Origin of the sequence: Mucilaginibacter yixingensis, assembly GCF_041080815.1 — a bacterium.
GTDB lineage: Bacteria > Bacteroidota > Bacteroidia > Sphingobacteriales > Sphingobacteriaceae > Mucilaginibacter > Mucilaginibacter yixingensis.
The window spans coordinates 2,616,071-2,641,750 of sequence record NZ_CP160205.1 but is presented as its reverse complement, the minus strand read 5'-3'; the positions used below and the strand labels follow the sequence as shown (position 1 = coordinate 2,641,750).

Sequence of the window (25,680 nt, the reverse complement as noted above, 5' to 3'; positions counted from 1 at the left end):
AAAGTGTATTAGTTTGCCTTATAGTTTAAAAGTACTCCTGATAGGTGTTGTCCCCAACCTAACTGAAATTTACCTAAAATTTTTAGGGCTATGGATTTCTTCACAAAACGGGTACTGTCAATGTTCTGTTTATTGCTCCTTTTATCGTATTCATTGATTTACGTAGCAAATCACCTGATCCTGACTCCGGAGTTTTATTCACGGAGCGGGAACTCGTTATCGATGATTGCGAGTGAAAATATAAACTTATACGCAAATGTTCAGCGGTGGAGCTACCTGTACGAAACTATTTATTGTTTTGTTAAAATCTTCTTAACAGGGAGCCTGCTCTATACCGGCCTTTATGCGCTTGGACAAAAAGTGGAGTTCCGAAAGGTCATATGGGTTTCCGTTGTTGCTGAGTTTGTTTTTTTGCCGGGGGCCGCTGCCAAAATCGCCTGGTTTTACTTTTACTATCCCACCGGCACATTGCTCGACTGGCATCGAACCTATGTCCTTTCAATGCTGTCTTTTTTTGAAGATCTGCCAGCTGTTTGGTATTACCCGCTGCAAACAGTTAACCTTTTTGAACTGGCATACTGGTTCCTGCTCGCTTTCGGCCTCTCCCGGATAAGTACAAATACATTTGATGACTCCCTGAAGATCGTACTTAAGACATATGTTCCTGTCCTGGTTCTTTGGGTCATATGTGTCTGTTTTGCAAGCATCATGTTTTTCCCAACTCCAAACTGATATGAAATTAATAACAGAACTGAAAAGAATTTTTGTTCGCCAGCATGGTGAAGACGACTGCGGACTGGCCTGCCTGGCTATGGTGCTAAATTATGCCGGAGAGGTTGATGCAAGCCGTCAAATAATGACTGAGATGTCATCGGCGGAAGGACTGGGACTGAATGAATTGCGGAACATTGCCGGTGACTATGGATTAAAATCCCGAGCTGTAGAGATGGAGGTTGATTACTTACGAACATTGAAACACCCATGCATTATTCATACTGAACCCGAGGATGGAGCTGGGCACTATCAGGTTTTCTACGGAATGCAGAGCGGTCGGTTTGTGCTTGCCGATCCGGCAAATCAGGTTTACACCGTTGATGAAGCTGTCCTGATGCGTTCATGGAAGAGTAGGGCAGCATTGTATTTTGAGGAACTACCCAAGAACCTGGCCGGTTTTAAACGGTCAAATTGGAGCATCTTTTTTTCTTTAGTTAGCGTACCATTACCCTTATTGATCGTGATGGCTTTACTGACGGGCGTGTCAGCCGTTTTTGGGATCTCGCTTTCGTGGTTCTTTCAGAAAACGAATGTAAATAGCGCGATGCTCAACCCGTCCACTGTTGCAGTTCTTATTATTTTGCTGGCATTTATAGGCATATTTAAAGCCGTACTCAACTTTGCACGCCAGCGAACGTTGATGATCTTTAATGTTAAATGTAATGAGGAGTTGTTAACCCGCTATCTCGGTGCAATTTTTCGCGGCGCAGGCAGCAATGCTGTTGCGCCGCGTGTGAAAGATTCCCTGACTGATTTGCAGAAGGTTCAAAACGCCGCCTCTGTTTTCATCGCTACTTTTGTCGGGGACGGTGCAATGATCATTTTGATGTTGGCCATTACAATGGCTTATCTCCCTGCAGCGGGCCTGGTAATTCTCACAGGGATAGTCGTAATTGGTTATCTTAACCACCGGCGCGTACCGTTCTTTCATTATCAAATGCAGGAAACGAACCGGATGTCGGGAAACCTCGAAACGGCTATCAAACGTGATCTGGGCCGGTTTGATCAACTCCATCATGCAGGGATATTGGACCAATGCGTTAGCCGCCACCAACAGCGGGCATCCGTTATGAGGAATGCCGCGGCCAGTTTCGCGATCAGATCCTTGAAGTTTTTATTGCTAACTGATTTGCTCGGAATGGGCATGGTGATTACGGTCATCATTCTGGCGATCCTGTTTTATCTCAGCGGTACGATTTATTTCGAAACCGTCGTTTTATGTTCTCTGCTTACTTTCCTCATCACAAATCTTTTGGCCAGGATTTGCTCAGCTATCGAAATTATCGACAGTGGCGCGGACGCTGCTGTTCAGTTGCTGAGAGTTCTTCAATAATTTAATGCCCTTCCATATTGCCGGACGAAAGTCGGAAGGGAACGCCTGTGCTTATTTCTTATCCACACACCTATGAATACACAGCTTAAAAACAAGACCACAGAATTAGAACAGCTGCTCACCGAGCTTCCTTTCACGGAGCCGTTGGAGTATTTGCAAAATGCAAACCGGCAGATAGATGAATGTCTGCAATACTTCAGAGAACAGGTAAAACAACAACCCTTTGAAGATTCGGGCGCAGAAATCGAGTTTTTTAAATTCATTCGGCCCGGTATAGTTGCATTGAAGATCGAAGAGATCTATAAGTACAACCTGATCGTAAACAAGCCCATCGGTACCTCCGCCTCTGTTGTGCATTATTTTGAAGAATCCCTAAAGGGTCTTCAGATCTTTTTTCAACTCAATTCATTCTATTTCCAGTATTACAAGAATCAGTTCTCCGAAATGGATCACCTGTATTTTCGGCGCAATTCCGGTGTATTGAGTGTGCCGGTTCCTGACACCACTGATATTGATCCTGATTGTTCAACAGCTATGAGCGATCTTTTTGCCCGTTTTATAGCTTATGAAGCGGTACAGCGACATATTTCTTACGAAGTTGAGGTCCTGAAGAATGGAGGTGCGCCATTGTCTGATGCCGATCAGAAGGTTCCGGAGCTTCGTTGGACCGGTGATGTGGTCAATATTGTCGAACTGGCGTACGGAATATGGCTGACCGGGCAGCTGAATGACGGTAATGCCAGCCTCAGCCAGATCGTGCGATGGCTGGAAAAACATCTGCAGGTTAACATAGGCATTGCCCAGCGAAAGTTCACGGAGATTGCTCGCCGCAAGCGCTTAAGCATTACACGATTCATCGACAAAATGCGCGATGCGATCCTGAAAAAAATGGAAGGCGATCTTGTGTAGCATTCAAACGGAAGAATTCATTCAGGTTTATCGAGGCGGGGCATCCCGCCTTTTTTTTGTGCCATGAATTTTTCGGTACTACCGAACTACTCCTGATAACGCCCTCCGGATTACCGACAATTTTGCTGGCGATGAGCGCATTCAACAGCACCTATGAAGTAGTAAGTGCCATTCAAAGCATAGGACGGCATTTGATGGCGAGCAGACAGATAGCGGTTGTTCGTATGCTCCTGGTTGATTAACCAAGTTCTTTGACATCTGGGGACGAAGCATTAACCGGTAGATACCGGTAATCGGGCGAAGGTGAGCGTCAAGCCGCAATAACTGAAAGCGCCCGGGCAGACGAGAGTCCGTATTGTAGGATACGACGTGAGTAGTCCCGAATTAAACACCGGCAGGAGCAGATCGTACGGGATCGTATCCCGCTGCCGGTGCTGATAGTTAACCGAATTTTTCTGAAGTTTTATGAGAACGATAGGGGGCCACTTTATTAATTCATAGAGATCCTTCAGAAATCACTTTCAGATTTTCCCAATGCTAAAAAGTTTAAATGCCAGTGAGCTCAAGCAACAGGTGTCGCTTGTCGAACTGCTCAGCCGGCTGGGCTACGAGCCAGTACCAAGACGTGGCCGGGAGGCTATGTATATCAGTATGCTCAGAGATGATGACACGCGTCCCTCCTTAAGTGTAAACGATGAGTTGGGGGTGTGGTATGATCATGGGACAGGTAAAGGTGGCAATGTCATCGACTTCGGTCTGGCTTATTGGAAGCCAGCTGGTTTTCAAGAGGTCGTCGAAAAGCTCAATGAGGTGTATCAAAGGACGCCTCTTCCTGCAAAGGCGCAGACTCGCCCACGGAACGCCATTAAAGAGCCGCATTACAAGGTTGAGGTGGTCAATCCTCTTGGAACGCGTCTGCCAATAACAGAATACCTTAAATCCCGCGGCGTGTTTCACGTCGCCGGCCCATACCTGAGGGAGTTGAATTATTACATTGAAAACAAAAAAGGAAACAGGAGGTACTTTTTCGCCGCCGGATGGCTAAACGAATGTGGCGGGTGGGAAGTCCGGAATCGTTTTTTCAAAGGTTGTATCGGTACTAAGGCTATTTCTTTTGTAGATGGCAACCCCAGGAAAGTTGCCGTGTTCGAGGGCTTTCTGGATTTTCTGAGCTGGAAGGTGGAGAAGCCGGACGATGACCGAAGTGTGATCGTATTGAATTCTCTCTCATTGCTCAAAGCGGGCGTTGGTAAAGCAAAATCCTTTCCGGATATCGACCTGTATTTTGACCGGGATCCACCGGGACTGCTGCATACCCGTGAATTCATCGGGGAACTCCCGTACGCCACAGACCGCTCCAATGTCTACGATGGGTACAAAGACTTTAATGATAAATTGCAGGCATCGCTAAAAGCTTCCCCCATGGAAGCTAAGCCGGCTGACCTGTTCGCAAATGTTAAAGTGCCTTTTCGTCGATAAGTTTTTTGGACAGGAGTTTCGGTAGAAAGTTATGGGGACTGAAGCTGAAAATAGCCCGGTTGGAGAATTTTAATAAGGAAATATCCCCTTGATTTTTATGGGGCAAGATGTCTTTTTGTCCGACACGTCTCCCAAAAAGCGATCTTGCCCTACGGGGTAATGGTAAAACTCGCAACTCGTTTTTTCTTATGAGTGAATCCAAAAGCCAGACGGGAAGGCCTCCGATGCCGGAGGGTAAACGTACGCGAAAGATTGATGTCAGGTTTACCGAAGAGGAGTATAAGAAAGTGCTGGCGATGGAAAGGGAATTAGGGATCAGTAAGACTGAACTCGTCCGGAAACGGCTGTTGAACGAAGCTGGAATGGTGGTTGTCAACGCACAGGCGCTGCTCGGCGAACTGGACAGGGTAGGTACAGAACTCGGACGCGCCGGCAATAATATTAATCAGTTAGCCCACCATGCCAATACACTCCGCATCCAGGGAAGCCTCCGGCCGGAGGTCGTATCTCAATTTAACGATTTACTCGAAAGGTATCTGACTTTGCAATCGAAACTGGAGGTCAGTCTGCGAAAGATCATCCTGGAAATGATCAGTCGTTAACTGTAACTGGTTTACTAAGCTATACGGTTAGCCAGTTAGTTATATCGTTACCGATGTACTTGATTATACTGTTATGTAGATTGTTGGTTACCAGGTTAGTCAGTTATCCGGTTACACCAATAGCTGGTGACGGTGTTACCGGGCTAGCTTGTTATAACGATCTTTGTATCTGGTTACGCAGTTACTTCGTTACGCTGGTCTTCGGTTACCTGGCTATCCAGTTAGGTGGTTATAGAGACATTCAGTTATACAGGTACTGCGATAGACCGTGAGTTAGTTATAGTGATGACTGGATAGGTGGATATGAGGTTCTTTAGTTCCGTAGTTATAGCGTTAGTGGTTTATGGTGATAGTGCGCTGGTCAGCTATCTGGCTACGTTGCTATGTGGCGAGCTAGCTGTTCAGTTATATTAAACAGCTGTTCATGATTGTAAAACTGCTTTATCAACAAAAGAGCGGTGCGCTTTTTCCGGGTGTTCGCTATAACACCAATAAAGTGGATCGTAATAAGGGGGAGTTGATGAAAGTCGCCAACTTCGGCGTGCTGCAGGGATTCTCAAATCTTCGGCCACAAGACTACGTCAATTACTTGAAAACACTGGCTGCTTTAAACCCGGCGGTGAAAAAGCCGCAGTTTCACGCCGTGATCTCCGGTAAAGGCCACCTGTATGATAAGGCACGGTTGACGGCCATTGCGGAGAATTGGCTGAAGGAAATGGGTTACGGTAGGCAGCCTTACCTGATCATCTATCATAAGGATACCGAAAACAATCATGTCCACATCGTCAGCTCAAGGGTAGACCGCAAAGGGGAGAAGATCAACAGTGCTTATGAGAAGATCCGCTCGCAGAAAAATATGTCGAAAGTATTGGGTTATGAGTATGCTTCAGCCTACCGGATCAGTACCAAAGCGCAATACTTTATGTTGCTGGAACAAGCCGGGTTCGCTGGCCTGGATCCTGATCACAAAAGAATTGAAGATTGCATAGCAGCGTACAAACCTGATGTGGATAGGATAAAAGCGTTAAGAGAAGTGCTGCTGGGTCTACGTGATGAAAAGGAAATGCTACCGGTGCTCAAAGATCAACATTCCGTAGAACTGCTTTTTCACGCTGCCGAAGGTAAGCAGCCGTATGGCTATACCATCATTGATCATCAATCCCTGACCGTTTATAAGGGAAGCGAGGTGCTTGGGCTTAAAGAATTGCTCGGTGATCGTGACAGAAACCAGGTGATTTTTCCTAACAGAGAACTTAAGGAGCCGGGTATGCAGCAGATCAGCAATAACCCGCTTCGGACCATTCACGTGCAGTCAATCTGGATTGCCGGAGATGTGGACGATCAGCAAATTCACGGGATGCGGAGACGGCGTCAGCGGAAAGCCCGCACCAATACGCGTTAGATTATCTATTAAATCAATTACATCATGATCATTCTTATCGGAAATCAAAAGGGTGGTGCGGGCAAGAGTACAATCACACTAAGTCTGGCCAACTACCTCACCCTCGAAAAAAAATGCCCGGTGCTCGTCATCGATCTCGATTATCAGCAGTCCCTGATGCAGAAATATGATAAAGCCAAATTGCTGGAAAATGAGGAACCTTATGAAGTGTTGCCGGCAACGTTGGAAGGCTTCGGCTCATTAATGAATTCCATTGCGGATACAAAAAATGCCATCATATTGATCGATCTGCCAGGTAAGCTTGATGATGATGGATTACTGGATGTGTTTGTTCTCGGCAATTTGCTCATATGCCCTTTTGCTTATGATGAGTTCACTTTCGTCTCAACGGTTCATTTTGCTTTGGTATTAAAAAAAGTGAGTCCGAAGATGCCCCTGGTATTTGTGCCCAACCGGATTAAGGCCAATGCCAAATTTGAGATCATGGAAGAAGTCAATACCCAGTTGTTACGGCTCGGAACGCTGACGCCGATGTTGCCGGATCGCATCGACTTTCAACGGTTGACAACATTCCAAACCCCAACTTTATTAACCCCGGTTTTATCACCGGTATTGAACCAGATCTATGCGGAACACATTCATGGAAAATATTAAATCGCTGGCCGATCAGATCCGGAGAGAGTTAAAAGATCCGGCCTCGAAAACTGCCACGACCAAAAACAGCAGGAGCGCAAAGAAAAAAGAGCGGCAGGCAGATTCCCCGTTTCTGAAAACGTTACAAGACTACGATACCACTGGTTTTAAGCATATGGTTCATGTGCGTTTCGACGAAAAAACGGTACGGCTGATGAATCAATTTAAAATGGCTACCGGCGTAGACATCTCAAAACTGGTCGCCTTTGCCGTCAAAGAACTCGTGGGGAATACCCCGGATATTAAACAGATCATTAAACACTTTATTGAAAACACAGACTTATGACATGGTTAAATTTTGCTACCTGGATCTTAATTGTATAATACGGAGAAGTTGACCAGGTGATTCCGTGGCAAATTGACCACCCAAAGTGCTGGCGAACGAGCGCAGCGAACGCTGTAGAAGCGTTGTCAAAAGTAGTTATTTAAAGTGTGTTTTGCAGATAGCTTTTTTCGGGCTCTGCGGGCCTTCTTTTTCTCATCGACTCTCCCTTTAGTTCCATCCGGTGCGCATCATGCACGATGCGGTCGAGGATAGCATCAGCGATCGTCTTTTCACCAATGACCTCATACCATTTACTGACCGGCAGCTGAGAGGTGATGATCAGGGATGTCTTACCGTGCCTGTCCTCAATGATCTCCATCAGTGCGGCCCTGCTCTGCGCATCAAAAGGTTGTATACCGAAGTCATCCAGGATCAGTAGTTGCTGGCGTTCCAGTTTGGCTACATCCTTCATGTAGGAACCATCTGCCTTGGCCATCTTCAGCTTAGCAAAGAGTTTGGGTGTGCTGGCATAGAACACGCGGTAACCCAGTATGCAGGCTTGGTGTCCGATAGCAGAAGCGATATAGCTTTTGCCGATACCGGTGCTGCCTGTGATCAACAGGTTCTCATTCCGGTCAATAAAGTGGCAGTCTGCCAGGCGCATTACCTGATTGCGGTCGATACTACGGTCGGCATGGTAGTGGATGTTCTCTACCGAGGCCTTATAGCGGAACTTAGCATACATGATCGTACGCTCTATGCGCCTGTTCTGCCGGTCGTCCCATTCGGCCTCTACCAGGTGGGCCAGCAGTTCATCAGTGGTGTATTCTGCGGTCTGTCCCGTTTCCAGGCAGCTTTTAAAGGCATGGTACATGCCATAGAACTTCAGTTTGCGAAGTTTGTCTAAGGTGTTCGTGTTCATATCGATCTGTTCATTAATGGTTATTTATAGTAGTTCTCTCCCCGGATATTGTCATGGCTGGGCATAGGCAGCTCGTCAGCAAATAAGCTTTCCTCGTAGCTGTCCATCTTGTTCTCCAGTATCTGCTGTATGGTCTTGTAGTTGTACACGCCATAGCCGAGCGCACGCCTGCAAGCGCTGGCCAGCCTTTCGTTACCTGCCTTGCGCGCCAGGCTGAGGATACCGATACAGGAGCGGTAAGCTTGTTCCGGATGTTGCTTTCGGTCCAGTATCTTCAGGATGTAAAGCCTCACATCCTCGTGAATGGATGCTGCCCATTCCAGGAACTTATCGGGTGTCCATTCGGTCATAAAGCGGTGTGTCGAAGCCAGGTGATCTTTATCCGTTGTGTAGCTGTAAGGGCTTTTGATGCGCCTGTGCATGGCGATGCGTTCATAGTGGTAGTAGACTTCTACGTTGGTGCGGGAATACAGCAGTTTGACCTTCCTGCCGATAAAGCGGTACGGTACGCTGTAGTAGTGTTTGTCGATACCCAGACAAACATGTCCGTTCTTCATTACAGTGGCCTGGTGCTGCCGTTTGAACTCATAACGTAATGCCGGTAATGGCGAGAGTGCCTGGCGTTCTATCTCCTCGAACTGGAGCTTTCTGCTGTAATTGCGGCCTTTCAGCGGCTGGCTGTTATGTGCTTCTAAAGCGACCTTGATCGCGATATTCAGTTCTGCAAGGGTATGATAGGCCTCTTTGCGAACAGGTGCGTAGATACGGCTGTAAACGATCTTAACGGCTCCTTCTACCAGTGCTTTGTCACGAGGGCGGTACGCCCTCGCTGGTAAGATGGTCGTTCCGTAATGGTCGGCAAAGTCAGCAAAGGTCTCGTTCAGCGTTGGCTCATAGCGGTTACTCTTGGTAACGGCAGCCTTCAGGTTGTCGGGAACGATGGCGGCAGGTACGCCGCCATAAAAGTGCAGGGCATTCTCACAGGCTGCTATAAAGTCTTCTTTCTGCTGGCTCAGCACAGCTTCTACGTAAGTTAGTTGGCTGGCGCCAAGGATAGCAACGAACACCTCGGCCTCGATGACCTCACCGGTATCCTTGTCCGCTATGCTTAGCTTTTCACCGGCAAAGTCCACATACAGCTTATCACCGGCTTTATGATCCAGGTGCATCGTGGGGTTCACGCGGGCTTTCCACTGGTTGTAATAAAAGCAGAATTGGGTGTACTTGAACCCGTCAGGGAACTCTTTGATATAAGCTTCCCACAGGATGCGGCGGTTCATACCGACACGCTTTAACTCTTTATCTATCTGCGGGAAACAGCGTTGCAGGGCCACCATTCGCTTGTCCGGGGGACGTTCACTGCTTTTGCCAAAGAAGTCCTCCAGCTCCTTATCATTAAGGGTATTGATTTCCTCGAACGTAAAGCCGCTGGCATCGAACGCAATAAGGTACTTCTTTGCGGTATTGCGTGACACGCCGGTCTGGGCCGCTATCGATAGCTTGCTGCGGCCCTGGCTGTACATCCTGAGGATCTGTCTTATCTTACTCATGCTTATCGTAGTGTTGGCCATTAGTGAAGTTGTTAAACCTCAAAAATAGGCCTGCTTCTACAGCATATGTGGCTCGTTCGGGGTGGTCAGTTTCCTCCGAAATCAGGTGGTCACTTTCCCGCGGAATCGGTGGTCAGTTTGCGCCGAAATCAGGTGGTCAATATCAGCGAATTCTCCATTCAAAAACACAATCTAAAGAAGAATTTCCGCTTCGGGGCGTATTAAAATGTTGGTGCGGCCAACACATGACAGCTGGTTTTTCCAAGGGAAAAAAAAAGTATTATTTGTACTATAGATGCATTCACCACACGGAAAAGAATTTTTCAGGCGATAAGCTTCATGAGCAGTTTGAAGAATTGCTGTGTTGTCTGAGTTTTACGAAAAAGCAAGTCAGTCAATTAACCGGGATAACTGAAGCCTATTTGAACGGAGAGAAGAGTTCAAAACAGGCCGACATTACTACCCGTAAAAAGCAGTTAAATGACATCAATGAGAAAATTGAGAAATTGGAAAATAGATTGATGAAAGATGAGATTGATGGGCAGACTTACAAGAAGTGGCTATCTAAATTCTCGCATGAAAAATCAATCATCCAACACAATCTCAATGAAAATCAGAAGACGGGCAATGCGCGAAAATTTGCTGAATTGGAAAGCTATATGGATCAGCTAACAAATCTTAAAGGCATCTATAGTATTTCTACAAACGATGATCGTCAGCTATTAATTCGAGGGGTGTTCAAACATAAATTGACCTACTCCGGTGGACCATTTAGAACACCCTCCATTAGTTCGGTGTTTGTTCATAACTCATTGAAAGCCAAAGAAAAAGGCCTCCTCGATATCGAGGAGGCCAATCATATTTGGGAGTCATTCCCATCATGTACCTAGGGCGGGAATCGAACCCGCACTCGCTGTAAGGCGAACAGGATTTTAAGTCCTGCGTGTCTACCAGTTCCACCACCTAGGCAGGTGATTAACCTTTTAAAAATAAATCCCTTCTGTTAAGAAGGGATTAGAGCGAAAGACGAGATTCGAACTCGCGACCCCAACCTTGGCAAGGTTGTGCTCTACCAACTGAGCTACTTTCGCATTGCGGAGTGCAAATATAGGCAGAAACGGGTACTATGCAAGTTTTTTCTGCAAAAATTTCTAAGTTTTTTATATCTCGCTGGTTTTCAAAACGTCAGCAATCAGGTCACTCTCGTATCCGCGACTCATAGCATACTGTTTTAACTTGTAATGTCGTTTAAACTCGTCTTTTTCTTTCATTAGGGCTGCTTTTTTCTCTAAAATCCGGGTTAGCGTCTGTAAGTAATCGTCGCCATCAATTTTTTGCAACGCTTTTTTGATAAGTTTTTCAGAGACACGTTTAAATTTTAATCCTTGTTTTATTTTATTACGGCCCCAGGCTTTCTGATTAAACTTGCCCTGGGCGTAGGCTGCAGCAAAGCGTTCTTCGTTTAAAAAATTGGTTTCAATGAGCTTGCAAATAATGTTCTCTACGGCATCCGGCCATAGTCCCCATTCATAGAGCTTGTCGCGCACTTCCTGTTGGGCGCGTTCCTGGTAGGCGCAGTAATGTTCGGCTTTGGCAAGGCCTTCGGTTTCGGTGCTTACTTTGCGGGTTGGGGTGGTGTCCATCAAACCAAAATTCGTTAAAAATTCGTGTTATGATACAAATATTAGCAAATTCGCAAAATGCTTTCTACCTCGTATACCATCAGGTCCATCGCTCAGATCCTTCATGCAGAAGAGCTGATTGTGACTGATGGCGCCATCACCACACTGCTTACTGATAGTCGTCGCATTAGCAACGCCGCAGAGGGATTGTTCTTCGCGTTGAGTAACCGTCGGGACGGTCACGAGTTTATTTTAGAAGCTTATGAGGCAGGTGTACGCAATTTTGTGGTAAGCCATAAACCGTCATCGCCGCTCATTAATGCTAATTACCTGGTGGTGGGGGATGTGCTGAAAGCTTTACAACAACTTGCAGCCCACCATCGTCAACAGTTTGATCTGCAGGTGATAGGCGTTACCGGTAGCAACGGTAAAACCATTGTTAAGGAGTGGCTTTACCAGCTGATGGTGCCAGAAAAGAGCATCGTACGCAGCCCCAAAAGCTATAACTCGCAAATTGGTGTGCCCTTGTCTGTTTGGAAAATAGGGGCAGAACATAACCTCGGGATATTTGAGGCCGGTATTTCTACCGTGAACGAGATGGAGCGGTTGGAACAGATTATCCGGCCGGATATTGGTGTGTTGACGCACATTGGTTCAGCACACGATGAAGGCTTTGCCAATCGTACAGAAAAAGTGCAGGAGAAGCTTAAATTGTTTAAACATTGCAAGCAGCTCATTGGCTATTATGATGAGTTGGTGGGCTATAAAAGCCAGTTAGAGCACCTGCAATTGTTTACCTGGAGCCGGAGTTTCCGCGAGGCTGATTTACATGTGTTCAGCGAAACCATCATATCCAAAAATTATTATTTGCGTGCACATTACAACGGGCGGGAGATAGAGGCGCTGATTCCGTTCCTTGATCAGGCATCGGTAGAAAACGCAATTATTTGCTGGGCTACCATGTTGGCTATGGGTTATGAGCCGGAAGTAATTGACAACCGCCTGGAGCGTCTGGTGCCCGTAAGTATGCGCCTGGAGTTAAAAAATGGTATTAATGAATGCTCCATAATTGACGATTCTTATAATTCAGATATTCAATCGCTGGAGATTGCGCTGAACTTCCTCGATCAGCAAAATCAGCATAGTAAGAAAACCCTGATTCTTTCAGATATTTTTCAATCTGGTTTGCGTGATGAAGAGCTTTACCGGCAGGTATCGGTGATGTTGGGCAACCGGGTATCAAGGTTTATCGGTGTGGGCGAGGCTCTGGCTAAGCAGGCAGATTTGTTTAACGTGCCTGAAAAGCGTTTCTTTCATGATACCCACGATCTGCTCGCTCACTTTAACGAACTTCAGTTTAACGAGGAGACTGTGCTGCTGAAAGGCGCCCGTAATTTTGAGTTCGAGAAGATCAGTCACGCACTGGTGCAAAAGGCGCATGAGACGGTGATGGAGATTAACCTGAACGCGTTACTCAATAACCTTAATTTCTATAAGTCGTTGTTGAAACCGGGTGTAAAGATGATGGCCATGGTAAAGGCTTTTTCTTACGGTAGCGGCACCTTTGAGGTAGCTAACATTCTGCAATATCACAAGGTTGATTACCTGGCTGTGGCTTATATTGATGAGGGAATAGCCTTGCGTCAGGCTGGTATTACGCTGCCGCTGATGGTATTGAACCCAGAGCCTGCGGCGTTTGATAAATTGGTAGAATACCATCTTCAGCCTGAGATTTATAGCTTTGGTTTGCTGGATCATTTCTTAAAGTATTTGCAGCAGAATGATATAGTAAATTACCCGGTACACATTAAGATTGACACCGGCATGCACCGCCTTGGTTTTGAGACTAGTGAGGTAGAAAGTTTGTGTGAGATCCTGGAACAAAATCAGCTGATAAAAGTAGTATCCGTACTCTCGCACCTGGTGGCCAGTGATGCCGAGCAGCACGATGCGTTTACCATGAAGCAGATCCAGCGCTTTGAAAAAGCCTGCAAGCAAATTGAAGAGACGCTGAAATATCAGTTCATCAGGCACATTGCCAATACCTCTGGTGTTACCCGCTGGCCGGTCGCTCATTTTGATATGGTGCGCATAGGCATTGGCTTGTACGGTATTGATGCGGCTGTGACAGATCCAAACGCCCTGCAACCCATTGCAACGCTTAAAACCAGTATCTCACAAGTAAAACATGTTAAAGCCGGTGAAACCATCGGCTACAACCGTAACGGCAGCCTGAGCAAAGGTGGCCGTATTGCAACCGTACGCATTGGTTATGCCGATGGCTATCTGCGTGCCTTTGGTAACGGCATAGGCTGTATGCTGGTAAAAGGCCGCCTGGTAAAAACCGTGGGCAACATTGCCATGGATATGTGTATGATTGATGTGAGCGAGATTGACGTAAAGGAGGGCGACGAAGTGATAGTCTTTAACGATGAGCTGCGCATTGAAGAGTTAGCCCGGCAGATAGGCACGATACCATACGAGATATTGACCAATATTTCTCAAAGGGTGAAGCGGGTGTACTTTTATGAGTAGGTATCTGTGGGTGTGATCAGCAAACGCTGGGTTGTAAAAAACCTCCTGCCAAATCCGCCTTATTTTAAACCAGAACGCTACTTTTGTCGTATAAATACGCATTGCTTACCATGAGAAGGATCTTCAGGGCTTTACTCAATTACTTTATCCGCGGACTGCTTTTTGTCGTGCCGGTTGGGGTAGCTATGCTGCTTATTTACTGGGCTGTTGCCGGGTTGGATAAAACGCTGAACTTGAGCGATTACATCCTGGTAGGCAAAAATGGTAAAGCCATTTATATACCAGGCCTGGGCATCCTTACGGTATTGGTGGTAATTATGATCGCTGGTATCATCATCACTAACGTAGTGACAGACCCGATCAAGCGCTGGTTTAACCGATGGCTGGGGCGTTTGCCGTTGTTTAAATTCCTGTATTCTTCTATCAAAGATCTAACTGAAGCTTTTGTAGGCGAGGAGAAGAAGTTTAACGAGCCCGTATTGGTTGAGGTAAATGAGTTCGGCTTGAAAAAAATAGGTTTTTTAACTCAAAAAGATCTGTCTAAAATTGAGTTGCCCGGTCACGTAGCTATTTATTTCCCTTATTCATACTCTTTTGCAGGTCAGGTTGTTATCGTGTCTTCAGATAAGGTTCAGCCGTTGCACATGAGTGCTGCCGATGCCATGAAGTTTGTTATTTCAGGCGGGGTGAGCGGTATCGAGCATTAAAAAATGCAGCGTCTTAAAGTCCTTCTTTCCTAAAACTTCGTATCACCAGGACAATGCTGATCAACATCAGCAGAGCACCGAAAATATAAGGCGAACCCGGGAAGTAAACCGATGAAGCATTGTGCTGGGTAAAGAATTTAAAGATATAACCCATCAACAACGGACCAAGTATTAAGCTGATGCTTGATAATAGTGTAAGGCCGCCCTGCAATTCGCCTTGCTCATTCTTGGCAAATTTGCTGCTGATAAAACCCTGTAGTGCAGGGCCCGAGATACCACCCAAACAGTAAGGAATCATAAAGGCATAAACCTGCCATCCGCGGGCGGCAAAAGCCATTAGCAATAATCCGCTGAAATAGAATATCAATCCGCTGATTACCGTTCGTTTCATACCCCAGCGCGGAATGATGATCCGGATCAATCCACCTTGTATACCTACCAGCAATATGCCGATAAAAAAGCCGAGAATCCCTACGCTGGTCATGCTCCAGTTAAACTTCTCATAAACGTAGAAAGATAGCTGATATTCAATCGCTTTTTGAGCGATATAAACCAGGGTAAAGGCTAAAGCTAACCCAGCAAATTGTTTGTATTTACCAAGGCTTTTCATGGTGCCCCAGGGCAGCGCGCGTTTCCACTCAAAAGGGCGGCGGTGCTCGGCGTCCAGTGATTCAGGCAGCACAAAAAATCCCCATAAAGCATTGATTAACGCAGCAGCAGCGGCGGCAATAAACGGAAACTTAATATTCATATCGCCTAGAAAAGCCCCGGCAGAAATACCGATAATAAAGCCCAGGCCTGACGCTGCACCCACTAACCCGAAGTTGGCAGAGCGTTTATCGCCTGTGCTTACGTCGGCAATATAGGCAGTACCCGTAGCCATGGTAGCGCCCGTGATGCCGGCAATAGTACGGCCCACAAACAGCCAAAAGATAGACGGAGCGAAGGCCATAAACAGGTAATCGATGCTGAAACCAAACAGCGAGATCAATAATACCGGTCGCCGCCCAAAACGATCACTCAAATTACCCAGCAGCGGCGAGAACACAAACTGCATGGAGGCATAGATGAAAGTAAGCCAACCATTATATTCAGAGGCTACGGCGTTGCCAAAGTGGCCCAGTTGCTCCAGCAGTTTGGGTATTACCGGGATGATAATGCCCAGGCCCAGCACATCAATAAAAAGCGTAACAAAGATAAACCCCAGCGCGGCAGACTGTTTGGGAGGTTTTAGATCGATAGGTGTGATGGTTTCCATTAGGCTTTTAATGTGAAACTACAGCAATATCGTTGCCATTATCTTTGGCGTCGGCTTTATCGGTCATACTTTTCTTAAAATTGCGCACGGCCAGCAGTGCGCTGGTTAGCATTAATAATGCCCCAATAATATACGGCGCTCCCGGAAATTGTACCGGTGCATTTTTATTGGTAAAATAATAGAAAGCGTTAGTCATAGCCAGCGGACCAAATATGGAGCTTAAACTCATCATGCTGGTCAGTCCTCCTTGCAACTCGCCCTGTGCATTTGGTGGTACGTTGTTACTCATATAGCCCTGGAGTGCGGGGCCCGCAATGCCACCCAGACAATAAGGGATCAGAAAGATGAACATCATCCAGCCTTTGCTGGCAAAAGCAAACAGCAGGAGACCGAGGCTGTATAATAATAAGCCCATCCAGATGCTACGCTCATGTCCTAATTTGGGCAAAGTTACCCTGATGAGACCGCCTTGCACCATCGCCGTAAGCAGCCCCACAACGCCTAGCGAGTAGCCTTGCCAATCTGTATTCCAGCCAAATTTCTTGATGGTATAGAATGTCCATACACTTTGAACCGCTTGTGCTGCGAAATAGATGAGGAACAATGATATGGCCAGTCCCATAACGCTTTTGTATTTAGTGAGCTGCTTAAGCGTGCCCACAGGGTTGGCGCGTTTCCAGTCAAACTTGCGGCGGTGCGCTTGGTCTAATGATTCTGGCAAGGCAAAGTAGCCGTAAACAGCATTGATTAGTGCCAATGCACCTGCACCAATAAAAGGATAATGAATATTATACTTGCCTAAAAAGCCGCCAATAACCGGACCGATAATAAAGCCTAAGCCAAAAGCCACACCAATCAGACCAAAGTTGGCAGCCTTTTTTTCGGGCGTACTAACGTCTGATATGTAGGCTGAGGCGGTGGTAAAGCTGGCACCGGTAATGCCTGCTACAATACGGCCGATAAACAACCAGCCAATGGTAGGGGCAAAGGCCGAAAAGAAATAATCGACACTGAACCCTAATAGCGAGCATAGCAACACAGGTCTGCGACCGTATCTATCGCTCAGATTACCAATGATGGGCGAGAAGATAAACTGCATAATGGCGTAGCAACCGGTAAGCCAACCGCTGTAACGGGTAGCCGTGCTTACATCGCCGTGGATAAGTTGTTCTATCAGTCCGGGTACTACCGGGATAATGATAGCCAGACCCATTACATCAATTAACAGCGTGGCAAAAATAAAGCCCATGGCCTTCTGGCCATTAACTTTCGCAGGTTGATCCATGCCCGCAAAATACGCATATTTTTTGTTCTGCTGGTTGATGGCTAGTTAGATCACTGTTTAATGCGTTGGTGTAAACGTAGGGTAACTGCCTCTTAAAAAAGTGTTTATCCTTAAAAAGAGCGTTGCATACTTGCTTATGTAATGAAAAGATTTTAACTTGACTAAAATTTTAGTTATGAAGAAGATAACCTTATTACTCATCTTGCCATTTCTAATGGCAAAAACCGTTCATGCTCAAAATGAACATCTAAAATTATCGGCCGATCAGCCTTCAGCAGGCTCAACGGTCGGCTTTACTTATAACCCAGATGGAACTATACTGGCCGGGAAAAAGAAAGTAGAAGCTGCTGTTTATTATATGGATTTTAAAGACAGCCCGGCAGACGACGTAGTTTTAACGGCTGACGGTAATGGGGTCAAAGGTTCGCTAAATATTCCGTCCACAGCCAAGGCATTCTTTTTAAGCTTCGCTGCGGGCAAAATTGATGATAATAACAGTCAGGGCTATTTTTATTTTATTTATGAGAATGGTAAGCCTGTGGAGGGCGCTTACGGTGCAAAGGCACTTTGGTGTTCCAGCAGCCTGTCCGCATATTCAGGCATCAAATCGTCTAATATCCCCGAAGCCATCAAACTCTATGAAAAGGAGTTTGAACTGTACCCGCAAAGCAAAGCTGAGTTTTCATCAAATTATATAATGGCACTATCTACCTCCGGCAACGATCAATATAAGGCCAAAGCAGATGCCCTTGTTAATGAGATGGCAAAAAGCGGTGATGAAAAGCAGATGCAGGTAGCCATGAGCATATTTATGCGTCAGCAGAAAAAAGCACAGGTAGATTCTTTGGCCAGTATCCTAAAAACCAAGATGCTGGCTAACCTTTCTGTAAAAGGCAAAAAGGCTGCAGCAATTGATCAGGAAAAAGATCTGGCAAAAAAGGAACTTTTGATTGATGATTTTGCCAAAAGCTTCCCGGATGATTTATCAGCAAAACTATCTATGGTAGATTACTGGCGCGGTCAAACGGCCAAAGCTTATCTGAACGGCGGTAAGTTGGGTGATTTTGAGCGCGTTTATGCCGCTATCAATAACAAAGCAACCCTGGCCGGCTTTTTTAACAACTTTGCCTATGATAACGCCAAGCAAGGGAAGGATCTTGAACTTGATGCCAGGATATGTAAGCTGGCTTTAGACCTTGCACAGAAAGATGTAGATAACCCGGCGCCTCGTCCGTTTAAAACACCCAAAGATACAAAGCACTACGTGGAGGGGGTTTACGGTACGTATGCTGATAGTTACGCTTATATCCTAATCAAACAAGGTAAATACCTGGAAGCCTATAATTATGACCAACCTGTTTATGAGAAAAATAAAGGCAACATTCAAATAGTAGAAACCTATGTAGATATTTTAATGGGGCTGAATAAATATCAGGAAGTGTTAGCAACAATAGAAATCATACTTAAACGAGGGGCTGCTACGGCAAAGATGGATAAAGATCTGAAAATAGCTTACGTTAAAACTAAAGGGTCTGATGCAGGCTTTGATGATTATTATGCAGGCTTTAAAAACGCTACTGATATCAAGCTGCGGGCCAGCTTAAGTAAAGAAATGATGAAGCAGCCAGCTCCTGGATTTACACTGAAAGATCTGGATGGTAAAACGGTATCGCTGGCAGATATGAAAGGCAAAGTGGTGATAGTAGATTTTTGGGCCACCTGGTGCGGGCCATGCAAATCATCGTTCCCCGGTATGCAGATGGCTGTTAATAAGTTCAAAGATAATCCTAATGTGAAGTTTGTTTTTATTGATACCTGGGAGCATGCCGAAAACTATATTGACGGTGTTAAAGATTTTATAGCACAAACCAAATATCCTTTCCATGTATTGCTGGATGAGAAAGGCGAAGATGGCCGTCAATCTAAAGTAGTAAGTGCTTACGGAGTTAACGGTATTCCAACCAAGTTTATAATAGACGGTAATGGCAATATCCGTTTTAAACATGTAGGTTTTGCGGGCAGCGATAAAGGTATTTTAGATGAGGTATCGGCTATGATTGATATTGCTATGCAGACAGATGTTAAAACCGATAATAAAGCAGGAGAGGAATAGAGTTTTTGCTTATTAAAAACGAAAAGGCCCGGGAAGTTTCCCGGGCCTTTCTGTTTTATAACGAAACCAGCGTTAAAAGTTTGGTTTCAATACATACTTGTCGTAGAACTTGAAGATGTGGGCCACGGCGTCTTCGGCAGTATCAACCACACGGTACAGGTTCAAATCATCCGGACTAATGTTGTGCTCTTGTTGCAGCATTTTCTCTTCCACCCAATCAAACAGGCCTTTCCAGTAATCAATACCCACAAATACAATAGGGAAGCGGGCGATTTTGCCGGTTTGAATAAGGGTAATTGCCTCGAAAGATTCATCCATGGTACCGAAACCACCGGGCAGAACGATGAAGCCCTGAGAGTATTTCATAAACATTACCTTGCGCACAAAGAAATAGTCAAACTCCAGCAATTTGTCACGATCGATGTATTTGTTGTGGAACTGCTCAAAGGGCAGCTCGATATTCAGACCAACAGATTTACCGCCGGCCTCATAGGCACCTTTGTTGGCCGCCTCCATTATACCTGGGCCACCGCCGGAAATTACACCGTAACCGTGCTCGGTAAGCAATCGGCCACACTCTTCAGAAAGTTTGTAGTAGGGGTTATCGTTATGCGTACGTGCAGAACCGAATACAGAAACGCAGGGACCAATTTTGGCCAATTTTTCAAAGCCGTCTACAAATTCGGCCATAATTTTAAATATCTGCCACGAGTCTGACACCTTAATTTCTTGCCAGTCTTTATTCTCAAACGCACGTCTTATTTTTTCATCGCCAGTCATATAGTTTGTTTTGTTTAGTCCGACGGTACGAAAAGCCGAACGCCGGGAAGATGTTTCTTTGTTTGTTTAAAATGATGCCCGGAGCGCAAAATAATCCGGGACGTTGGCAAAATATAAATTCTGCAGAAAAATTAAGTTTATTGTCTGTTAAATATTTTATGCTTTGGCCAGTTGCTCCCGGCGAGATGGTTTTGAGAACAATAACAGCCCAATGAAGGTGATTAATCCGTTGATAATAATGATCTCATTACTAAAGGTATATCCACCCAAAAGCGTGGCCGAGTGCAGGTTAAGAAAATAACAGATAGCCGGGGCTGCCACGCAAACCACGGGCGTCAGTTTATCATTCACCTGCCGCGATTTTACAAACAACCCAAAGCTATACAAGCCCAGCAGCGGCCCGTAGGTGTAAGAGGCCACCGTGAAGATAGCGCCAACTACAGCATCATTGTTAACGGCATTGAAGAGTATAATGGTCAAAAGCATCAGTCCGGAAAAGGCAATGTGTACGTAATGGCGCGTATTCACCATTTTTTTGCTGTTGATGTCTTGCTTTTTGTTGAAACCTAAAAAATCAACGCAGAAGGAGGTGGTCAAGGCTGTCAGCGCAGAATCCGTCGTAGCAAAGGTAGCAGCTGTTAAGCCCAGCATAAATACAATGGCCGGCACCGTGCCCAGGTAATTAAGGGCGATGGTAGGGTAGAGGTAATCGCTCTTATCAACCTTAATGCCGTACTTGGCGGCATACAGGTAAAGCAAGGCGCCCACGCTAAGGAAGAAGATATTAATCACCACAAACACACCCGTAAAGCTGAACATGTTTTTCTGTGCCTCTTTAATGTTGCTCAAGCTCAGGTTCTTCTGCATCAAATCCTGATCAAGCCCAGTCATACCCACGGTAATAAACAAGCCGCCCAGAAACTCCTTGGTAAAATGCAGCTTGCTGCTCATAAAATCAGTGAAGAAGAAGATCTTGGAATAGCTGCTGTTCTTAATGGCATCGGCCGCCTCAAAGATGCTCATATGGAGGCTGCGGCAAATGAAAAAGATAGAAAGGAACACTGAACTAACCAGAAAAAACGTCTGCAAGCTATCGGTAATAATAATGGTTTTCAGCCCGCCTTTGAAGGTATACGACCAGATCAATGCCAGACAAATAATAACCGTTACAGCAAAAGGAATATGATAGCTATCAAATATAAATCGTTGTAAAACAATAACAACCAGGTACAATCTAAAGGATGACCCGATGGTGCGGCTCACTAAAAATATAGCTGCTGCTGTTTTGTAACTCCAGGTGCCCAGCGCGTGTTCAATATAGCTGTAAATAGAAGTCAGCTTCATGCGGTAGTATAACGGCAATAGCACCGTTGCAATAATGATAAAGCCAGCGGCATTGCCCAGGATAAACTGGAAGTAGGCAAAACTATCTGTATTTACCTTGCCCGGTACAGATATGAAGGTAACGCCGCTCAAAGCCGTGCCAATCATTCCGAAGGCCACCAGGTACCATTTAGAATTACGGTTGGCCACAAAGAACGTATCGTTATCAGACGACTTGCGCGAGGTAAGCCATGAGATAATGATGAGCACCAAAAAGTAACCAATGATGAAGGACAATAGAATACCGGGAGGCATAGGCGTTTATTTTTCGGCAATTTAAAATATTTTATTTAACCACGGAGGGCGCAAAGAGTTTCGCAGAGGCAACGAGATTTAGAAGTAAATCTCTGCGATCTCTGTGCAATAACTCGTATCCTCCGTGATTAAATACCCCGACTTTCTCACTATCTTCGTACAATGAACTTTTCATCAAAGCTGCTGGAGAATGCGGTAACCGAGTTTTCGAGGTTGCCCGGGGTAGGACAAAAAACTGCTTTACGTTTGGTATTACACCTGCTTAATCAGGATAAGGCCGATGTGGAGCGTTTTGGCGCAGCTATTACCAAGCTGCGTAATGAGATACAGCATTGCAGCGTTTGCCACAATATATCTGATAGCCAGGTGTGCGAGATCTGCGCATCGCACAAGCGCGATAAAGGCCTGATCTGCGTGGTAGAAGACACCCGCGATGTAATGGCTATTGAAAATACCAGTCAGTACAACGGCGTTTACCATGTGTTGGGCGGATTGATCTCGCCGATGGATGGCATTGGTCCGGCCGATCTTTCTGTAGACTCATTAGTAGAGCGCGTAAAAACAGGCGAAGTGCGGGAAGTACTTTTCGCCCTGAGCGCTACTATGGAGGGAGATACCACTATTTTCTACCTGCATAAACGTTTGAAAGATCAACCAATTACTATTACCACCATCGCCCGCGGCATTTCCTTTGGCGGCGAGTTAGAGTATGTGGATGAGATTACCTTGGGGCGCTCTATTGCCACGCGTGTACCTTATGAGGGTACGCTGTCCAGGTAAGCCAGTTATTATGGCAAATTTGCCGGTGAAAAAAAAATTTATCCGTGGCATAACCTTTGGTATAAATCTCAGTCTAAGTGTAGCATTGTGTTGTTACTGCACGTTATCAACTTAAACATTCACCAACTAAACATCCGCCTGCATGAAACTGTCTGTCATCATTGTAAATTACAACGTGTGCGTATTGCTGCGTCAGGCAGTGAACTCAGTAAAGTCTGCCTGTGTGGGTATAGATCATGAAATTATTGTGGTAGATAATGCATCGGAAGATCGCTCGGTAAAGATGATTGAGCGTGATCATCCCGATGTGATTGTTATTGCCAATACTAAGAACGTGGGCTTTGCTAAAGCCAGCAACCAGGGTTTGGCTAAAGCAAAGGGAGAGTATGTGTTGCTGCTTGATCCGGATACCATCACCAAGAAAGATACGCTTTGCAAATCCATAGAGTTTATGGAGCATCATGAAGATGCAGGCGGTGTTGGGGTACGGATGATTAGCCCGCGCGGTGATTTTCAGCCTGAATCAAAACGAGGTTTGCCGCAGCACTGGACAACCTTCTTCAAGCTGACCGGTTTGTACCGTATGTTGTCAAAATCGCGTTTATATGACAGAAACCACACTTATTGGACAGATGAGTTTGAAACAACCGAGGTTGACATTCTGAGCGGTACCTTTATGCTGCTGCGCAGATCGGTATTAAAAATTACCGGTTACCTTGATGAGCGTTTCTTTATTTACGGGGCAGATATTGATCTGTCATGTCGTATCCGCCAGGCAGGGTATAAGAATTACTACTTCCCCAAAACATATATTATACATTTTAAAGAGCAGAGCATCCGTAAATATAGCTGGGCCTACATCAGGCATTATTACGGGGCGATGTTTATCTTCGCCGGTAAATATATGTTTAAGGCGCCCAAGCTCAGCATCAAATTAAAAGGACTGGAGCAGCCTTACCCGTCTCTTTATGAAATTGAATAACAAGATTGTTGTCATTACCGGCGCCTCATCGGGCATTGGTAAAGCTTTAGCCTTTGAATTTGCATCGCGCGGTGCCTCGGTAGTATTGGGAGCACGTCAGTACGTAACCCTTTGCGAGCTGACCGAACAGCTAGAAAAGCAGCACGGTGTTAAGGCGCTTGCTGTACAGTGCGATGTGAGTAAAGAGGACGACTGTGTAGCTTTAATTAAACAAGCTGTAGCAACTTTTGGACGCATTGATGTGCTGGTGAACAACGCCGGCATAAGCATGCGCGCATTATTTAATAAAGATTTAGATCTAAACGTTCTAAAAACACTCATGGATGTGAATTTTTGGGGCATGGTGTATTGCACTAAACATGCTTATCCAGAGATTCTGAAAAATAAAGGCAGTATTGTGGGCGTATCGTCCATCGCCGGTTATAAAGGCCTGCCGGGCCGCACCGGTTACTCGGCCTCAAAATTTGCCATGAATGGTTTCCTTGACTCTCTACGCGTAGAAAACCTCAAAACCGGCGTACATGTGATGACGGCTTGTCCTGGTTTTACTGCGTCCAATATCCGTAACACAGCGCTTAACAAAAGCGGCAATCAGCAAGGTGAAAGCAGCATGGAAGAAGAAAAAATGATGACTGCCGAAGAGGTTGCAAAACGCATTGTATACGGCGTAGAGAATCGCTCACGCACCCTCATCATGACCGGCCAGGGCAAACTTACCGTAGCGCTGAGCAAGTTTATTCCTGCGGTGCTGGATAAGCTGGTTTATAACGTTTTTGCTAAAGAGAAAGATCCCTTGCTGAAGTAATCGTCCATTTGAAAGAAGCGTAGGGTGTCATCCTGAGCATCGTCGAAGGGCGCGCGATGGCCCACAAATAGTTTGTTAGTGCTTCGACAAGCTCAGCATGACATGGCTATTATTTAAAGCTCGGAAGGGTATGTTCTTCATAATCATGAATCTTCCCTAAGTCCAGAATAATTCTGCCCTCATCGTCGCGGTCAAAAGCTGGCTTAAACCGGGCATCCCAAACAATATCATTAGGCATATAGGCGGCGCGTGAATGGACCGTTTGCGAGAAAGTATCGTCAAACGCTTTGAGCAGGATGCTGAAACTGGCTTCGCTTTTAATAAACTCATCATGCGTTAGGTCGCGCAGCGGACTGGCATCATCCAGCGGATGAACGATGGTCCAGCTCATGGTCAGCAGGCTCACGTGGCGGCGTTCCAACTCCAGAGGAATAAACCGGCGGATGGGCTTTCCGTTAACCATTTCGTTGTAGGAGAAAATCACCTCGACAACCAGATCTATCAATAAATTCTTTCGCTTATTGGCCAGTCTGAACATAATGCCCCGGCTATGTTCACGGTAAGGGGCAATCAGTATATTCTTGCTGTAAACTAACTTGGCCGACGGTCGCGAAAAACGCCCGTAAAGCAGGCCGGTAGCTAAGGCAAAACAAAGTAAGCCGAGCATAGACTCCAGCGCGGCAATACTGTTAGTAGTCAATCCCTTCGGACTGATATGTCCATAACCCACGGTCGACATAGTTTGAGCCGAAAAAAAGAATGCATTAGAGAAATGTTCAAAAAAATTCTTGCCCTCAGCACCGTCAAGGTTTTGAATGCCGGCTATGAGGTAAATAAATGCAAAAGCAATGTTGATGACGAAGTAGCCACTGAGTACCACTACCCAAAAACGTCCCCAACTCATGGTAATCAGGTCATGATAGGTGTCAGTAGTACTAAAAATGCTGTGCCCCATCCGTTTTACGTTGGTGGAACCATCCCGGTTAAGCAAGGGCTGGTTTTTCATTACCGGTTGCTGGCCGAAACCAAGATCGTCTTCGGGGTTAAATTTGCGCTTGTGGATAGGCATGGCGTAAATTTATTTAATCTGCTTGCTTTTGGAAAAAACAATTTACATATTTGCTGCACATTTAAAAAATGACAGTATTAAACAACAAATGGTGGTGGCTGAACGAGAGATCGTAAGGCAATCCCTGTGTTTGTTTATATAAAATATAAAAAAGGGTTGCCGTAAGGCGACCTTTTT

Annotated in this window: 23 protein-coding genes and 2 tRNA genes; 15 read left to right on the top strand and 10 right to left on the bottom strand. The window is 45.7% G+C overall.

Annotated features, from left to right (window positions below; all coding sequences use genetic code 11):
- Window positions 1-90 precede the first annotated feature (90 nt).
- From ABZR88_RS10800 to ABZR88_RS10765, 8 genes are all read left to right on the top strand, one after another.
- On the top strand, window positions 91-732 hold the full coding sequence (locus tag ABZR88_RS10800) for a hypothetical protein (RefSeq protein WP_146166622.1): 642 nt from the start codon (window positions 91-93) through the stop codon (window positions 730-732).
- Between the two features lies 1 nt (window position 733).
- Window positions 734-2,107, top strand: coding sequence for a cysteine peptidase family C39 domain-containing protein (locus ABZR88_RS10795; protein ID WP_170113697.1), 1,374 nt, complete (start codon window positions 734-736; stop codon window positions 2,105-2,107).
- A gap of 72 nt (window positions 2,108-2,179) precedes the next feature.
- Entirely contained in the window at window positions 2,180-3,016 is an 837-nt protein-coding gene (locus ABZR88_RS10790) for an RteC domain-containing protein (protein ID WP_107831737.1), read from the top strand.
- 534 nt (window positions 3,017-3,550) lie between these two features.
- Window positions 3,551-4,495: a toprim domain-containing protein gene (locus ABZR88_RS10785; RefSeq protein WP_107831739.1), complete on the top strand. Its 945-nt coding sequence runs from the start codon at window positions 3,551-3,553 to the stop codon at window positions 4,493-4,495.
- Between the two features lie 188 nt (window positions 4,496-4,683).
- Entirely contained in the window at window positions 4,684-5,097 is a 414-nt protein-coding gene (mobC, locus tag ABZR88_RS10780) for a plasmid mobilization relaxosome protein MobC (RefSeq protein ID WP_107831747.1), read from the top strand.
- A gap of 424 nt (window positions 5,098-5,521) precedes the next feature.
- Window positions 5,522-6,499 (top strand): relaxase/mobilization nuclease domain-containing protein, encoded by a 978-nt coding sequence (locus tag ABZR88_RS10775; RefSeq protein ID WP_107831741.1) that lies wholly within the window; start codon window positions 5,522-5,524, stop codon window positions 6,497-6,499.
- Window positions 6,500-6,523: 24 nt separating this feature from the next.
- A complete protein-coding gene (locus ABZR88_RS10770) occupies window positions 6,524-7,153 on the top strand; it encodes a ParA family protein (RefSeq protein ID WP_107831743.1) in 630 nt (209 codons plus the stop codon).
- Window positions 7,140-7,478 (top strand): hypothetical protein, encoded by a 339-nt coding sequence (locus ABZR88_RS10765; protein WP_107831745.1) that lies wholly within the window; start codon window positions 7,140-7,142, stop codon window positions 7,476-7,478. Before ABZR88_RS10770 ends, ABZR88_RS10765 begins: the two co-directional genes overlap by 14 nt.
- A 139-nt stretch (window positions 7,479-7,617) precedes the next feature.
- Here the strand turns inward: ABZR88_RS10765 and istB are convergent, their stop codons facing one another.
- Both istB and istA read right to left on the bottom strand, forming a co-directional pair.
- A complete protein-coding gene (gene istB / locus ABZR88_RS10760) occupies window positions 7,618-8,379 on the bottom strand; it encodes an IS21-like element helper ATPase IstB (RefSeq protein WP_107831783.1) in 762 nt (253 codons plus the stop codon).
- A gap of 20 nt (window positions 8,380-8,399) precedes the next feature.
- Window positions 8,400-9,929 (bottom strand): IS21 family transposase, encoded by a 1,530-nt coding sequence (istA, locus tag ABZR88_RS10755; RefSeq protein WP_369434689.1) that lies wholly within the window; start codon window positions 9,927-9,929, stop codon window positions 8,400-8,402.
- Window positions 9,930-9,958: 29 nt separating this feature from the next.
- Here istA and ABZR88_RS10750 point away from each other — a divergent pair, with 29 nt between their 5' ends.
- The gene (locus ABZR88_RS10750; protein WP_369434722.1) at window positions 9,959-10,819 is read left to right on the top strand and encodes a hypothetical protein; all 861 of its coding nucleotides are present in this window, start codon (window positions 9,959-9,961) and stop codon (window positions 10,817-10,819) included.
- Here ABZR88_RS10750 and ABZR88_RS10745 read toward each other — a convergent pair.
- From ABZR88_RS10745 to ABZR88_RS10735, 3 genes are all read right to left on the bottom strand, one after another.
- A tRNA-Leu gene (locus ABZR88_RS10745) sits at window positions 10,813-10,898 on the bottom strand. The genes ABZR88_RS10750 and ABZR88_RS10745 overlap by 7 nt on opposite strands.
- A gap of 49 nt (window positions 10,899-10,947) precedes the next feature.
- A tRNA-Gly gene (locus tag ABZR88_RS10740) sits at window positions 10,948-11,020 on the bottom strand.
- A 69-nt stretch (window positions 11,021-11,089) separates the two neighbouring features.
- Window positions 11,090-11,572 (bottom strand): regulatory protein RecX, encoded by a 483-nt coding sequence (locus ABZR88_RS10735; protein ID WP_107828976.1) that lies wholly within the window; start codon window positions 11,570-11,572, stop codon window positions 11,090-11,092.
- Between the two features lie 57 nt (window positions 11,573-11,629).
- Here ABZR88_RS10735 and ABZR88_RS10730 point away from each other — a divergent pair, with 57 nt between their 5' ends.
- Window positions 11,630-14,086 carry a bifunctional UDP-N-acetylmuramoyl-tripeptide:D-alanyl-D-alanine ligase/alanine racemase gene (locus tag ABZR88_RS10730; protein ID WP_107828975.1) on the top strand — a complete coding sequence of 819 codons (2,457 nt, stop codon included), beginning with the start codon at window positions 11,630-11,632 and terminating at the stop codon, window positions 14,084-14,086.
- Window positions 14,087-14,196: 110 nt separating this feature from the next.
- Entirely contained in the window at window positions 14,197-14,793 is a 597-nt protein-coding gene (locus ABZR88_RS10725) for a DUF502 domain-containing protein (protein ID WP_107828974.1), read from the top strand.
- 13 nt (window positions 14,794-14,806) lie between these two features.
- Here ABZR88_RS10725 and ABZR88_RS10720 read toward each other — a convergent pair whose 3' ends face one another.
- Together ABZR88_RS10720 and ABZR88_RS10715 are read right to left on the bottom strand one after the other, a co-directional pair.
- Window positions 14,807-16,051, bottom strand: coding sequence for a TCR/Tet family MFS transporter (locus ABZR88_RS10720; protein WP_107828973.1), 1,245 nt, complete (start codon window positions 16,049-16,051; stop codon window positions 14,807-14,809).
- Between the two features lie 7 nt (window positions 16,052-16,058).
- Window positions 16,059-17,336 carry a TCR/Tet family MFS transporter gene (locus ABZR88_RS10715; protein WP_107828972.1) on the bottom strand — a complete coding sequence of 426 codons (1,278 nt, stop codon included), beginning with the start codon at window positions 17,334-17,336 and terminating at the stop codon, window positions 16,059-16,061.
- 175 nt (window positions 17,337-17,511) lie between these two features.
- On the opposite strand from ABZR88_RS10715, the gene ABZR88_RS10710 reads away from it, so the two are divergent.
- The gene (locus ABZR88_RS10710) at window positions 17,512-19,449 is read left to right on the top strand and encodes a TlpA disulfide reductase family protein (protein ID WP_107828971.1); all 1,938 of its coding nucleotides are present in this window, start codon (window positions 17,512-17,514) and stop codon (window positions 19,447-19,449) included.
- 72 nt (window positions 19,450-19,521) lie between these two features.
- Here the strand turns inward: ABZR88_RS10710 and ABZR88_RS10705 are convergent, their stop codons facing one another.
- Both ABZR88_RS10705 and ABZR88_RS10700 read right to left on the bottom strand, forming a co-directional pair.
- Window positions 19,522-20,229 carry a TIGR00730 family Rossman fold protein gene (locus ABZR88_RS10705; RefSeq protein WP_107828970.1) on the bottom strand — a complete coding sequence of 236 codons (708 nt, stop codon included), beginning with the start codon at window positions 20,227-20,229 and terminating at the stop codon, window positions 19,522-19,524.
- Window positions 20,230-20,385: 156 nt separating this feature from the next.
- Window positions 20,386-21,867, bottom strand: coding sequence for a sodium:solute symporter (locus ABZR88_RS10700; RefSeq protein ID WP_107828969.1), 1,482 nt, complete (start codon window positions 21,865-21,867; stop codon window positions 20,386-20,388).
- A gap of 162 nt (window positions 21,868-22,029) precedes the next feature.
- Between ABZR88_RS10700 and recR the strand changes: the two genes are divergently transcribed.
- From recR to ABZR88_RS10685, 3 genes are all read left to right on the top strand, one after another.
- Window positions 22,030-22,647: a recombination mediator RecR gene (gene recR / locus ABZR88_RS10695; RefSeq protein ID WP_107828968.1), complete on the top strand. Its 618-nt coding sequence runs from the start codon at window positions 22,030-22,032 to the stop codon at window positions 22,645-22,647.
- A gap of 142 nt (window positions 22,648-22,789) precedes the next feature.
- Window positions 22,790-23,629: a glycosyltransferase family 2 protein gene (locus ABZR88_RS10690; protein ID WP_107828967.1), complete on the top strand. Its 840-nt coding sequence runs from the start codon at window positions 22,790-22,792 to the stop codon at window positions 23,627-23,629.
- The gene (locus tag ABZR88_RS10685) at window positions 23,616-24,434 is read left to right on the top strand and encodes an SDR family oxidoreductase (protein WP_107828966.1); all 819 of its coding nucleotides are present in this window, start codon (window positions 23,616-23,618) and stop codon (window positions 24,432-24,434) included. The genes ABZR88_RS10690 and ABZR88_RS10685 overlap by 14 nt, the downstream gene beginning before the upstream one ends.
- Before the next feature lie 109 nt (window positions 24,435-24,543).
- Here ABZR88_RS10685 and ABZR88_RS10680 read toward each other — a convergent pair whose 3' ends face one another.
- Window positions 24,544-25,503: an ion channel gene (locus ABZR88_RS10680; RefSeq protein ID WP_107828965.1), complete on the bottom strand. Its 960-nt coding sequence runs from the start codon at window positions 25,501-25,503 to the stop codon at window positions 24,544-24,546.
- Window positions 25,504-25,680 lie beyond the last annotated feature (177 nt).

Coding starts and splice junctions, on each gene's coding strand:
- ABZR88_RS10735 (WP_107828976.1), bottom strand. CDS start 11,572: ATGGACACCACCCCAACCCGCAAAGTAAGCACCGAAACCGAAGGCCTT.
- ABZR88_RS10705 (WP_107828970.1), bottom strand. CDS start 20,229: ATGACTGGCGATGAAAAAATAAGACGTGCGTTTGAGAATAAAGACTGG.
- ABZR88_RS10725 (WP_107828974.1), top strand. CDS start 14,197: ATGAGAAGGATCTTCAGGGCTTTACTCAATTACTTTATCCGCGGACTG.
- ABZR88_RS10765 (WP_107831745.1), top strand. CDS start 7,140: ATGGAAAATATTAAATCGCTGGCCGATCAGATCCGGAGAGAGTTAAAA.
- ABZR88_RS10720 (WP_107828973.1), bottom strand. CDS start 16,051: ATGGAAACCATCACACCTATCGATCTAAAACCTCCCAAACAGTCTGCC.
- ABZR88_RS10795 (WP_170113697.1), top strand. CDS start 734: ATGAAATTAATAACAGAACTGAAAAGAATTTTTGTTCGCCAGCATGGT.
- ABZR88_RS10775 (WP_107831741.1), top strand. CDS start 5,522: ATGATTGTAAAACTGCTTTATCAACAAAAGAGCGGTGCGCTTTTTCCG.
- ABZR88_RS10700 (WP_107828969.1), bottom strand. CDS start 21,867: ATGCCTCCCGGTATTCTATTGTCCTTCATCATTGGTTACTTTTTGGTG.
- ABZR88_RS10710 (WP_107828971.1), top strand. CDS start 17,512: ATGAAGAAGATAACCTTATTACTCATCTTGCCATTTCTAATGGCAAAA.
- ABZR88_RS10680 (WP_107828965.1), bottom strand. CDS start 25,503: ATGCCTATCCACAAGCGCAAATTTAACCCCGAAGACGATCTTGGTTTC.
- ABZR88_RS10785 (WP_107831739.1), top strand. CDS start 3,551: ATGCTAAAAAGTTTAAATGCCAGTGAGCTCAAGCAACAGGTGTCGCTT.
- ABZR88_RS10770 (WP_107831743.1), top strand. CDS start 6,524: ATGATCATTCTTATCGGAAATCAAAAGGGTGGTGCGGGCAAGAGTACA.
- istB (WP_107831783.1), bottom strand. CDS start 8,379: ATGAACACGAACACCTTAGACAAACTTCGCAAACTGAAGTTCTATGGC.
- mobC (WP_107831747.1), top strand. CDS start 4,684: ATGAGTGAATCCAAAAGCCAGACGGGAAGGCCTCCGATGCCGGAGGGT.
- recR (WP_107828968.1), top strand. CDS start 22,030: ATGAACTTTTCATCAAAGCTGCTGGAGAATGCGGTAACCGAGTTTTCG.
- ABZR88_RS10790 (WP_107831737.1), top strand. CDS start 2,180: ATGAATACACAGCTTAAAAACAAGACCACAGAATTAGAACAGCTGCTC.
- ABZR88_RS10690 (WP_107828967.1), top strand. CDS start 22,790: ATGAAACTGTCTGTCATCATTGTAAATTACAACGTGTGCGTATTGCTG.
- istA (WP_369434689.1), bottom strand. CDS start 9,929: ATGAGTAAGATAAGACAGATCCTCAGGATGTACAGCCAGGGCCGCAGC.
- ABZR88_RS10685 (WP_107828966.1), top strand. CDS start 23,616: ATGAAATTGAATAACAAGATTGTTGTCATTACCGGCGCCTCATCGGGC.
- ABZR88_RS10730 (WP_107828975.1), top strand. CDS start 11,630: ATGCTTTCTACCTCGTATACCATCAGGTCCATCGCTCAGATCCTTCAT.
- ABZR88_RS10715 (WP_107828972.1), bottom strand. CDS start 17,336: ATGGATCAACCTGCGAAAGTTAATGGCCAGAAGGCCATGGGCTTTATT.
- ABZR88_RS10800 (WP_146166622.1), top strand. CDS start 91: ATGGATTTCTTCACAAAACGGGTACTGTCAATGTTCTGTTTATTGCTC.